The following is a 12,660-nucleotide window of genomic DNA, read 5'->3' as shown; positions in this document are numbered from 1 at the left end:
TAAGTAAGAACATTGAGGCAGACTTAATTTGACACATACTGTAGTATTAGAGCAACCTGATTTTAAAGTCTCAAGTCTATCTAAAAAACAAGAAGGGTATAAATCTTTCAAAAAACAGCAGCATTAAATTCATCTTTATCATGTCATTATTAGTAATAATATTTAAAAGACAGTTTGTTATTTATTTTCAGAAAAGTTACCAAGAAAATGAAGCTCTTTACCTGTAATTGTTGTGGTAATTTCCTCTATTTTGAAAATGTCACCTGTCTTGGTTGTGGGGCATCCTTGGGCTTTTTGCCCAATGCCACAACTCTGGTGGCATTAGAGGATATTGGTAATGGTCTATGGCAACCTGTTGCTGGTGAAGGTCATTATCGTATGTGTGTCCATTATACAGATCAAGCCGTATGTAACTGGATGGTGGATGCAGATGATGAAGAGGGTTTTTGTATAGCCTGTCGCCTTAATCAAACTATTCCAGACTTAAGTATTGAAATTAACAAAACCCTTTGGCAACGGCTGGAAACAGAAAAGCGCCGATTAATTTATGGGTTATTACAGCTGGGGTTGCCAGTATTACCACGTAGCGATTATCCAGAAGGAATAGCATTTGAATTTCTTGCAGATACGCCAACCTTCAGTGAACGAGATCGAGTAATGACAGGCCATAACCAAGGACTTATTACCCTAAATATTGCTGAGGCGGACCCTATTGAGCGGGAACGAATGAGAGATCAGATGGATGAGCCTTATCGCACTATTCTTGGTCATTTTCGTCATGAATCGGGTCACTATTATTGGGACCGTTTGATTCGTGATACAAAGTGGCTTAAAGCGTTTCGTCAGCTATTTGGTGATGATTCTCTGGATTACTCCGCAGCATTAGAACAACACTACACATGTGGTCCACCTGTAGGTTGGGCAGATAACTATGTAAGTGCTTATGCAAGCAGCCATGCCTGGGAAGATTGGGCAGAAACCTGGGCTCATTATTTACATATTGTGGATACCCTTGAAACAGCTCATCACTTTGGGGTTAGGGTTAACCCTCGCGTCAGCAAAGGAGATAGCTGGCAAATGGATGCAACCTTTGATGCTTACAATCAACTTGAATTTAAAGCTATTATTGACCACTGGCTACCACTGACCTGTGCACTTAATAGCCTCAATCGTAGTATGGGGCATGGCCATGTTTATCCTTTTGTATTAGCCCCAAAAGTTGTGGAAAAGCTTGCTTTTGTGCATCGAATAGTGCGTCATATTTCCGAGCCATATCCTGGTTAACAGCAGTTTGAAAAGGTTAAGTACGGCAACTATCGTAAAAAATTATATACGCAAGGATGAGTGTTTATGACGATCACGGTAGGACTAACCCATCACACGGAATACCATTATGATAAAGCTATTAGCATGTCGCCACATGTTTTCAGGTTACGTCCAGCCCCTCATACCCGTACACCTATAAAAAGCTACTCACTAAAAATTTATCCCGAAAATCATTTTATTAACTGGCAACAAGACCCATTTGGAAATTATCTGGCGCGGGTGGTGTTTCCCGAACAAACCAGGAAATTCTGGTTTACCGTAGATGTTATTGCTGATATGACGGTAATTAACCCGTTTGATTTTTTCCTGGAGTCCTATGCAGAAAAGTTTCCGTTCGAATATGAATCTCAGGTTAAGCATGATCTGTTGCCTTACCTAAAAGCAGAGCCCGCATCAAAGGCCTTTCAAGAGTTGATTAATGCCGTCAAGCCAACAGCAAAGCAAAATACGGCTGATTTTTTGGTCGCAGTTAACCAGGCAATATTTAAATCCATTGGTTACAACATACGGTTGGAGCCAGGTATTCAAACGGTTGATGAAACCTTAGAAAAAAAGATCGGCTCCTGTCGGGATTCTGCCTGGTTACTGGTGCAGCTATTTCGTCAAATGGGGCTGGCTGCTCGATTTGTTTCTGGTTATTTGGTGCAGCTAACAGCAGATGAAAAGTCCTTGGATGGTCCCAGTGGCCCAGAGCAGGACTTTACTGACCTACATGCTTGGGCAGAGGTGTATGTTCCTGGGGCTGGTTGGATTGGGCTTGATCCTACCTCTGGGTTATTTGCTAGCGAAGGACATATTCCTTTGGCTTGTACTCCAGAGCCAGCCTCAGCAGCACCAGTAACGGGTGCGATTGATGCCTGCGAGTCGGAGCTAACTTTTTACAATAAAGTGACTCGAATTCGTGAAACTCCGCGAGTCACCAAGCCTTATTCAGACCAGCAGTGGACTGATATTAATGACCTAGGCGACATAGTTGATGCACAACTAAGTGAGCTAGGGGTTGAGCTAACAATGGGGGGGGAGCCGACTTTCATTTCCATTGATGATATGGAAAGCCCTCAGTGGAACACCGCAGCTGATGGTAAAGAAAAGCGGCAGTTGGCGCATAACTTATTTATAAAATTAGAGCAAACGTTTGCCGAAGGTGGCTTTCGTCACTATGGCCAGGGCAAATGGTATCCGGGAGAGCAATTACCCCGCTGGCAATATGCTTGTTACTGGCGTAAGGATGGTGAGTCTATTTGGCATAACCCCAAGCTGTTGGCAGACTTAAACCAGTCGAGTGAATATACCACTATTGATGCAGAAACCTTTGCCCAGGCATTAGTACTTCAGCTTGGGCTAACGGAGCAAGTGTTGGTTACTGCCTACGAAGATGTGTTGTATCACCTATGGCAGGAAGGCTGTTTGCCTGATGTTATTTCCCCTAAGCAACCAGAGTTGCTTCATGCGATGTCTCGCAAGGGCTTTCTAAAAAAAATGGAGCGGGGGTTGGATACTCCAGCTGGCTATGCCATTCCTCTGCAATGGGATAATCAGTTTGGTGGTTGGCAAAGTTGTGTCTGGCAGTTTAAACGAGATGATTGTTTTCTGTTACCAGGTGATTCCCCTGCCGGCTATCGGCTGCCATTGGCAAGTTTGGGGGAAGCGCCAAGCCTAATTGACAGAGACCCTACTGATATTCCGGCAGTTTATGAGCAGTCCCCTATTGAGCAAAAGGGCTACATTGGCAAACAGCTGCTTAAAACGGCGCTTACTATTGAATGTCGGGATGGAAAATTGTATGTGTTTATGCCGCCAGTCAGCCATTCAGAATATTATTTGTTGCTATTGCAGGCTATCGAAAAAGCCGCTCAAATCTGCCAACAACCGGTTTTGTTGGAAGGGTACGCACCACCACCAGATAGCCGGTTGGAAAAATTTGCCATTACCCCAGATCCAGGTGTAATAGAGGTGAACATCCACCCAGCCTATAACTGGCGAGAGCTGGTGAGCAATACAGAAACACTGTATGCGCTAGCTAAGCAGTCTCGATTGGGTACGGATAAATTTATGTTGGATGGTCGGCACACGGGTACAGGGGGGGGCAACCACGTTACCTTAGGCGGGCCAACTCCATTACAAAGTCCATTTTTACGTAGGCCCGATGTGTTGCGCAGCTTTATTACCTATTGGCAACATCATCCGGGTTTGTCCTATCTTTTTTCCAGCCTGTTTATTGGTCCTACTAGCCAGGCACCAAGGGTGGATGAAGCTCGTGATGAGCTACTTTATGAGCTGGAAATTGCGTTTTCTCATATGCCGAAAGGAGAGGTACCAGCCCCTTGGTTGGTTGATCGGCTGTTGCGCCATTTACTGGTGGACCTAACCGGCAACACTCACCGTACTGAGTTCTGTATTGATAAGCTCTATTCGCCAGACTCAGCCAGTGGCCGGTTGGGGTTGGTTGAATTTCGCGGTTTTGAGATGCCTCCTCACCCTAGAATGAGCTTAATGCAAATGCTGCTGCTACGCACTTTGCTAGCCTGGTTCTGGTACCAGCCCTATCACAAGCCTCTGGTTCGTTGGGGTACTGAGCTACATGATAAGTTTTTGCTGCCCCACTTTGTTAAGCAGGATATTGAGGGTATCTGCCGAGATTTACAGCAAGTTGGTTTTAATATTCGACTGGATTGGTTTGCGCCATTTTTTGAGTTTCGCTTTCCCTTATGTGGTACCAGGGAAATTGACCATATTAACCTGGAGCTGCGTACGGCTATTGAACCTTGGCATGTGCTTGGGGAAGAAGCCACCTCACAAGGTACAGCACGGTTTGTAGACTCATCGTTAGAACGGGTACAGCTACGAGTCACTAATATGCCGAAAGGCCGCTATATTATTACCTGCAATCAACGCCGAGTGCCGTTGCATCATACCCAAACTAAAGGAGAGGCAGTGGTAGGCATTCGTTACAAGGCCTGGCAGCCAGCATCAGGTTTGCACCCAACCATTGGGGTACATGCTCCTTTAGTGTTTGATGTGTTTGATAGTTGGTCGGGGCGTTCAGTAGGTGGCTTTACCTATCATGTATCCCATCCTGGCGGTCGTTCCTTTGAGGTATTTCCAGTTAATGCTTTTGAAGCAGAAGGGCGTCGAATTGCCCGTTTTTGGAATCATGGCCATACGCCTTTTTATCATCGTCCCCAACAGGTTGAAGGTAATGGTGCTAAACCTAAACGAGTTTTTAGCGCCCACCCTGCAAGGACTGAGTTTGTGCTGCCGCAGGAAGAAACGGTGAATACAGATTACCCCAACACATTAGATTTACGTCGATCTTCCAATTGAGATAGCAGGCAGAATGGCACATATAACGGAAGAACCATCAGGCTTGCCAGAGTGGCTGTCGCAATACCTGAACCATCATCCTATGCAGCAGAACTTAGCTGTTTTTGGTTATTTAAAACATCTTGATAGCTCGGACCTAAGTCACCGCGCCACTGAAATTAAACGCTTATTGCTTAACAGTGGTTTTGTGGATAGCCGTGGTAAACGGCTTTGGCAACTGGACCCTTTACCTAACCTGCTATCAGAAGATGACTGGCGTCAACTGGAACGGGGCATTACCCAGCGCATTCGCTTGCTTGAGGCGATTCTGCAGGACTTGCAGGGGCCAAGAAATTTATTAACCCAAGGGTTGGTTGCTGCCGAGCAATTATTTTCACATCCTGAGTATTTACGTGAACGATATAGTCTGCCGGGTTGGGAGACCGGGCTATTTTTAGTGGCAATGGATATTGGCCGAGATATCAACGGTCAGTTGTATTTGCTCAATGATCACTGCCAGGTACCTGAAGGGCTGGGGCTGTTGCTAGAGCATCGAATCATTGCCCGGCGGATTATGAGTGAAGAGTTTGCTGATTGCAGCGTAGAACGAATTGCCGATTTTTTTCACCAGTTGCAGCAAGCCATCAGTCAATCAGCCCAAACACTTAAAGACCCTCGAGTAGTCATTCTTTCTTGTGGGCCGGATGATCCTCATTATTCTGAGCATGCATTTTTAGCCACTTACTTAGGGTATACCTTGGTTCGTAGTGCTGATCTTACGGTGCGCAAAGGTAAAGTTTGGCTGAAGTCTCTCGATGGCCTTAAAAAGGTGAATGTCATTGTTCGCTGGATTGACGATCGGTATTTAGATTCGCTTGAGCAGACTGAGTTTTCCCAGTTGGGGATTCCTGGTTTACTTCAGGCGGTTCGCTCACAAACGGTCAAGCTGCTTAATCCGTTTGGTAATAGCCTTTTGAAAACACCGGCGATTAGAACCCGCACTGTGCAGATTGCACAGTATTTGTTGGGGGAGCAGTTGTTATTAGCGGAGCCTGAAATAGTAGCTACAACTGGTTTGGATGAAGGTGCTTGGCCTGAATATGAACTCCATAGTTTTAAGGATTCGACAGTCAAACTCGATGGTGAGCTGGAGCAAGATGAAATCAGAACGTTAGTTACTGGCAGTCCTGAGCAGGTATTTTTTCAGCGCAAGGTTTGTTTAACCAATGCGCCTTTTTGGCAGCATAAACATTTACAGGCAAAACCGATGTTTTTACGCTGTTTTGCATTGGTGAATAAGGGGGAGATCAGTATTTTGCCGTCGGCATTGGGAATGTCACAAACGGCTGACACTAATATTTTTGTTAAAGATACCTGGGTGCAAACCCAAACGCCGATAGAGTTGCCCCCTGTTTTACCCAAAACTTTGCGAAAAACCTCAGACCTGGCATTAGTGGAAGGGTTGATTCCCAGCCGCACGGCAGAAAGTTTGTTCTGGTTGGGCAGCTCCTTGGAACGTTGTGAAGATATTTGCCGGCTGTTAAGGCTGTTTATTGACTTGTTTACTGAGTTAGCCATTTATCCGGATGCTAAAAGCCGGATTGCTATTGCCCAAATTAAAGCAGGAATTGAGCAGCAGATATTGCTTTACCCTTATAAAAGTGATGCATTGCTGGAAACGGATACCTCAACTTCTGCTTGCAAGAAACTAGTTCATGACTGTATCTATGATGAGGAGCTGACTGGCAGTGTGCACAGTACTCTAAGTTCGCTGTTGGACTCTGCTATGCAAGTAAGAGAGTTGTTGTCTTACGACAGTTTACGTACGATCGAAAGCTTAGAAGTGGAAGTACGACGAATGAAAAAGGCCCCGCCTTTTGCTGCTACCCATATGTTGCAGTCGATGCTGGACCGGGTGATTGGTTTACTGATGGCATTTAATGGTTCGGTGGTAGATAGCATTTCGAACAGCAATGGGTGGTTTGTGTTAGATATTGGGCGGCGTTTAGAGCGGAGTACTCAGCTAACAAGTATGGTGGAAGCATTGCTATGCGATGTTTTACCAGAGGCTCAGCAACAAAGGGTGCTAGAGGCGGTGTTGGTTGCACAGGTTAGCTCTATTACCCATCGGCGGCGTTATCGTATGTATCAGGGGGTGGATACGGGAATTGAGCTGTTGTTGCTGGATGCTGAATATCCTCGATCACTTGCATTTCAAGTTAAAAGCTTAACTTCACTTTGCAAATGGTTGCCTAGTAAAAGCAAACCTGGTTTTATGAGTATTACTGAAAAAGCGTTGTTGCGTTTATTTGCCGATTGTAACTTAATTGATCGACACCAGCTTGGACAGGTAGAGGATAATCGGCGCCCACAATTACAACATTTAATGCAGTTGGCTAGGCACCATTTAGAAGCATTTAAAGAAATTCTACAGGTGCAGTATTTCTCTCACACGAAAACAGCTCACAAGGTCAATTGGTCAACCGATACGGTGGGTGTTGTATGAAATACCAAATTAAGCATACTACTACCTACCAATATAATGAGAAGGTTAGCCTTAGCCAAAACCATGCTCGGCTTACTCCACAAACAAATCAATGCCAAAGTTGTTTAAGCCATCATTTAGAAATTTCCCCAAAAGCAGATTATTTAGTTTGTTTTCAGGATTATTTTAATAATCAGGTATCAGTATTTGAAGTGCCTACCATGCACGATCAAATGGTGGTAACTGCTGTTAGTGAAGTAGAAATCTTTGCAGCACAACAGCAAGTTGATCGGCAGTTAACTTGGGAACAGGTGCGTGACCAACTAAAACAGCCAATTGATATGAATAGCTTACAAGCAGCTGAATTCACTTTACCGACTTTTTCTACTAATCCAGTACCTGAATTAAGAGATTATGCTTGTCAGTCTTTTTTTCCCGGCCAGTCTGTTGTGACTGGTTGTGAAGATTTAATGGCACGGATTTATAAAGAATTTACTTTTGACCCGGAGTTTTCTACCACTAATACGCCAGTGAGTGAGGTGTTTGAGCATAAACGGGGTGTGTGTCAGGACTTTGCTCACTTGGCTTTAACTTGCTTGCGTAGCCTGGGGCTAGCAGCCCGTTATGTTAGTGGCTATATCGAAACCCTACCACCACCAGGCCAGGAAAAGTTGGAAGGTGCCGATGCCACCCATGCCTGGATTGCGTTATATCTGCCCAACTGGGGGTGGCTGGATTTTGATCCCACCAATAACCTGAAACCCACTGAACAACATGTCACTTTAGCGACAGGCCGGGACTTTTGGGATGTAACCCCATTAAAAGGCATTATGTTCGGTGGTGGCAGCCATCACTTAAAAGTAGCCGTGGATATGAAGCGGATAGTGGATGAGTAGCTTTTAGTGTTCTCTATGAAAGCGCAGCAAAATACTCCAAGCCAAACTATTTTCTAAAATTAATTGCAGCAAGCACTATAGAACAACCTGTTATCCCATATCCATTAGCATTATGCCTACCTGATAGTTTTTATTTTGATAGTAAGTATTTATTATTTTGAAGATAAAAAGTGTATCACTAGTTTGGTTAACAAAATCTATACAACAAGTTATATATATTTTCTGTCGTACAATAACTGAATAGCATATAATTGGAGGAATTTTTTGGTGTGAAGTATTTGAGTTGCAGTTGATGAAAAAAAAATTCCCTATCTATTCTTTACTCTTTATCTCATTTAGTAAAGCCTGGGCTATAACTGAAGTTTGTAATTATTATACAAAGCCAGTTCAGTTACCTGACAAAAAACAAACTTTCTTGGTCAACTCAAGGGCTGAATCAATTAGTACTGTACAAGGCCTTTATGATGCAAATATGAAGTCTTGCGATACTAGGGATGACCCTGTTAGTTGTAAGGCTTGTTACTCTATGTCATTTCATTCAGACCACTCAGTTTTACATAGTTGTCATTCTGGTGATTGGAACTACTACTGGCTTCAATCAATAAAATCTTGTAGAAACCTTAATGAGAATAATGGTTATCAGCCATGTTCATCTGGTAATCCTATTGCAATTAGTAATGGAAATAAATTTCAAATTGAATTGGAGTTTACAGGCCCTATCACTTTTAAAAGGTATTACAATAGTAATCTTGAACGATGGACTAACTCATTTAGTTCAAGGGTTATTAAGAGTAATAGTAATTCTCAGCTAATTTATTTGTTTCGACCAGATGGTAGAGCTTATAGTTTTTCAAAAGTAACTGATAAATGGGTATCAAATAGTAAAAGCTATATTGAATTGACTGAAAATGTAAATAGCTTTGGTTGGGTAGTTAAACTAGATGATCAAAGTAAAGAGTATTTTAGTACAGAAGGTCGACTGCTAAAAAAAGACTGGAAAAATGGACGCTATATACAAGTTAGCTATAACAAAGGAGCGACTCTAATTAGGGATGAACTAGGAAATGTGTTAAATCTTTCCTATGTAAAAGATAAACTTGTGGTTGCTGAATTAAATAATATTACTAAATTTTTATACAATTATGATTCACTTGGTCGACTAGAAAGTGTTCATTCTCAATCAAAGGGAGTTCGCCAATACCACTACGAAAACGAAAAGTTTCCCTATCACCTGACCGGCATCACTGACGAAAACGGTGTTCGTTTTGCCACCTGGACTTATGACGACCAAGGCCGTGCTATCACCAGTGAACATGCGGGTGGTAAAGAAAAGGTCACTTTGGAATTTCACGATAATAACTCCACTACTGTCACCAACCCTTTAGGGAAGAAAACCACTTATTATTTCCAGAAATTTAATGGTGTAAATAAAGTGGTTAAGGTAGAAGGGCATCAGTCCCAAAGTTGTGCTGCTGCAAATAAGGAATACAGTTACTACCCTAATGGTTTGCTAAAAACTAAAACTGATTGGAAAGGTAATGTCACTGAGTACAAATATAACGACCAGGGCTTACAAACTGAGAAGACAGAAGCTGTGGGTACATCACAAGCGCGCACTGTTACCACCGAATGGGATGTTGATAAACGCCTACCGATAAAAACCTCTGACGGTCAGTTGAATACTCTTTATCAATACGATGATAAGGGGCAGTTGATTCAGAAAACTCAGCAGAGCTTTGGAAAATAGCTCTATTTGTCATATGTGTTAGTGGATATGGGGTAATAGGTTATTCCATATCATACACCAAGTTTTATTTTCATCCTCTTGCGTGTGTCTTCTATGGTAAGAGGAAATAGTTTTTTAAGAAAATTCAAACAAAATTAAATCTAAAACACGGCACTTAGAAGTATGAAATTTAATCGGATTTTTTCTGGGCTATTAGCGGCTGGATTGGCATTTTCTGTTCAGGCTCAACTCGAACAAGCATGGCATTATCAGTATGATGACCAAGGTAATCTCACCCAAATTGATGGCCCTCGGACGGATGTACAAGATATTACCCGCTATGATTACAATGAGAAAGGCCAACTAATTAAAACCATTAATGCACTTGGTCATACTACTGAATTAAAAGATCATAATTATCTTGGTAGCCCGCAAACTTTAATTAATGCTAATGGTACGGTTACCAAAATTATTTATAATGGTGATGGAGCTGCTGAAACGGTAACGGTTAAAAGCCGTGTTGGTGATATCACCACTCGCTTTACTTATGACAATGTTGGGCAGTTGACTAAAATTGATTTACCCAACGGTAGCTTTATTAAGTATGAATATAGCCCTGCTCGCTATTTAATGGCGATTGAAAATAGTTTGAGTGAACGTATTGAGTATGAATACGATAATGCCGGTAATAAAACCAAGCAAACGGTTAAATCAGCCACCGGTGAAATTGTTGGTCAGCAAAGTTGGGTTTTCGATGAGTTAAGCCGGTTATTGCGTAGTGTAGGGGCTAATGAGCAAACGACTCAGCATGACTATGATTTTAACAGTAATTTAACTGGTTTTACTGATCCTAACGAAAACCAAACCACTTACGGCTTTGATGCATTAAATCGGTTAACTCAAACTACTAATGCGTTACAAGGTGTTACCCATCTGGAATATAACCAGCATGATCAGGTCACCAAGGTGGTTGACCCTAAGGGCACTACTACAGAATATGAATACGATGCGTTTGGGCGTTTAACCAAGCAAATCAGCGCTGACACAGGTTATACAAATTACGAGTATGATGCGACGGATAATATTATTAAGCGCATTGATGCTCGAGGTAAAGTCACTGAGTATACTTATGATGCTTTAAACCGATTAACCAGAAAAGATTATCCAAGTACGCCTGAATTAACTATTGAATATTTATACGATGATACCAGTGATGGTCATCCTGGGGTTGGTAAGCTCACTGGGATTAAAGATGCTAAAGGTGTGATTGCTTACCAATATGACGACCGTGGCAATATCGTTAATTTAAGTCGCACTATTGAAACAGGTAGTCAGAGCATCCAGCAAAGTGTTGGCTATCAATACAATATCAGTAATCAGCTCACACAAGTAACTTATCCTAGTAATTTGAAAATTAGTTACCAACGCAATAATGAAGGGCAAGTTATTAGTGTTACTGTCCAATGGGGAGCAGGGGAAAATGCTCAAACACAGACTATCCAAGCTATTGAATTAGCTAAAGACATCAGCTATCAAGCATTTGGTCTATTGAGTTCACTCACTTGGGGTAATGGTTTGATGTTAACTCGCCAGTTTAATTTAGATGGCCAGCTTACTCAGCAAACCATTGCAGGATTACAACAGCTGAATTATCAGTATGATCCTAATGGTAATATCACCGAAATAGCTAAAAGTGAATCAGATAAAAGGGCGTTTGAATATGATGCTTTAGATCGTCTTTTAAAGGAAATTAATGACTTAAAAACCACGCAATATAGTTATGATACAGTAGGAAATCGCCTTACCAAAAAAAAATTGCTGCAAGACCAAATAGGCTTACAGGAGTTTTCTTACGCAAAAGACAGTAACCGTCTGGCTACAACTTTTATGGGGCCTGTTCGGATAGACGAAGCAGGCAATAGCACTGGCATTGGCCCATTAAACTTTGAATATGCAGCTAATAACCGTTTAAGCAAAGTTAAAGAAATGGACTTTTTACTAGCCAGTTATCAATACAACGCTATTGGTGAACGGATTCATAAAACTATTCATTATGGCGAAGATCAACCTACCCACTGGATTTACACCTATAATGAGTCTGGCCAAATCCTTGCGGAAACCAAGTACAACAAAAACTGGCAACAACAGTTAACACGTCAATATGTGTGGCTAGGCAGCCTGCCATTGGCAATGATGGAACAAACCACTAATGGTGCTGGCTTAAGTGCACCACAAGTCACGTATCTACACAGTGATCATCTAAATACCCCAAGACTGGCTACAAACCAACAGCAGCAAACCACCTGGGTATGGGAATCTGATGCATTTGGTGTAGGTGAAGCCAATGAAGATGTTGATGGTAATGGCCAGAAGACAGTTGTCACCTTACGTTTCCCAGGGCAATTAGCTGATCAAGAGAGTGGTTTGTTTTACAACTATTATCGTGATTATGACCCAACCCTAGGGCGTTATATTGAAAGTGATCCTATTGGCTTAAAAGGTGGGTTAAATACTTATGGGTATGTCTCTTCAAACCCTTTAATTTATAAAGATCCTTTAGGTTTAGCCGAGATATGCTGGAGACATAATGGTAACTTCACTCACAAGTTTATATGTGCTCAAGATAAATGTGTAGGGAATTGGCCTTGGCAGAAAGACAACCCTAATAGAAGTTGTTCTCTAGGTGGGATTACACTTCTCGATGAGAAAGAAGATACATTATTTTGCACAGAGGATGAAGGTGGGAATCGCGAGTGCGAAAAGAAAGCTTTTGATCAATGTGCTTTGGAGTACATAGGAACTGCAGGCCAGTGGTCTCCGTATAATACGATTACAAATAACTGTACTCATTGGACAAATAATCTTAGGCCGGTATGCAACAAAGTAGCACAACGACAGTGTACAAAAAATAGCTTGAGGTAAAA

Annotated in this window: 6 protein-coding genes; all 6 read left to right on the top strand. The window is 42.2% G+C overall.

All coding sequences use genetic code 11. The annotated features are described in order from the left end of the window. Positions 1-207 precede the first annotated feature (207 nt). Complete coding sequence (locus G4Y78_RS25055) at positions 208-1,284, top strand: zinc-binding metallopeptidase family protein (RefSeq protein ID WP_163835606.1); 1,077 nt, start codon at positions 208-210, stop codon at positions 1,282-1,284. A gap of 66 nt (positions 1,285-1,350) precedes the next feature. Next, positions 1,351-4,650 carry a transglutaminase family protein gene (locus G4Y78_RS25050; RefSeq protein ID WP_163835605.1) on the top strand — a complete coding sequence of 1,100 codons (3,300 nt, stop codon included), beginning with the start codon at positions 1,351-1,353 and terminating at the stop codon, positions 4,648-4,650. A gap of 13 nt (positions 4,651-4,663) precedes the next feature. Beyond that, positions 4,664-7,135, top strand: a complete 2,472-nt coding sequence (locus tag G4Y78_RS25045; RefSeq protein ID WP_163835604.1) for a circularly permuted type 2 ATP-grasp protein — start codon at positions 4,664-4,666, stop codon at positions 7,133-7,135. Beyond that, on the top strand, positions 7,132-8,010 hold the full coding sequence (locus tag G4Y78_RS25040) for a transglutaminase family protein (protein ID WP_163835603.1): 879 nt from the start codon (positions 7,132-7,134) through the stop codon (positions 8,008-8,010). Before G4Y78_RS25045 ends, G4Y78_RS25040 begins: the two co-directional genes overlap by 4 nt. A gap of 292 nt (positions 8,011-8,302) precedes the next feature. Next, complete coding sequence (locus tag G4Y78_RS25035) at positions 8,303-9,757, top strand: RHS repeat protein (RefSeq protein WP_163835602.1); 1,455 nt, start codon at positions 8,303-8,305, stop codon at positions 9,755-9,757. Between the two features lie 162 nt (positions 9,758-9,919). Next, the gene (locus G4Y78_RS25030; RefSeq protein ID WP_163835601.1) at positions 9,920-12,658 is read left to right on the top strand and encodes an RHS repeat protein; all 2,739 of its coding nucleotides are present in this window, start codon (positions 9,920-9,922) and stop codon (positions 12,656-12,658) included. Positions 12,659-12,660: the final 2 nt, after the last annotated feature.

The sequence above is a fragment of the Spartinivicinus ruber genome (genome assembly GCF_011009015.1).
GTDB classification, from domain to species: domain Bacteria; phylum Pseudomonadota; class Gammaproteobacteria; order Pseudomonadales; family Zooshikellaceae; genus Spartinivicinus; species Spartinivicinus ruber.
This window is presented reverse-complemented; position numbering and strand designations above follow the sequence as displayed.

Bases quoted from the DNA above. Each gene is read 5' to 3' on its own strand.
- G4Y78_RS25035 (WP_163835602.1), top strand. From the start codon at position 8,303: ATGAAAAAAAAATTCCCTATCTATTCTTTACTCTTTATCTCATTTAGT.
- G4Y78_RS25030 (WP_163835601.1), top strand. From the start codon at position 9,920: ATGAAATTTAATCGGATTTTTTCTGGGCTATTAGCGGCTGGATTGGCA.
- G4Y78_RS25055 (WP_163835606.1), top strand. From the start codon at position 208: ATGAAGCTCTTTACCTGTAATTGTTGTGGTAATTTCCTCTATTTTGAA.
- G4Y78_RS25045 (WP_163835604.1), top strand. From the start codon at position 4,664: ATGGCACATATAACGGAAGAACCATCAGGCTTGCCAGAGTGGCTGTCG.
- G4Y78_RS25050 (WP_163835605.1), top strand. From the start codon at position 1,351: ATGACGATCACGGTAGGACTAACCCATCACACGGAATACCATTATGAT.
- G4Y78_RS25040 (WP_163835603.1), top strand. From the start codon at position 7,132: ATGAAATACCAAATTAAGCATACTACTACCTACCAATATAATGAGAAG.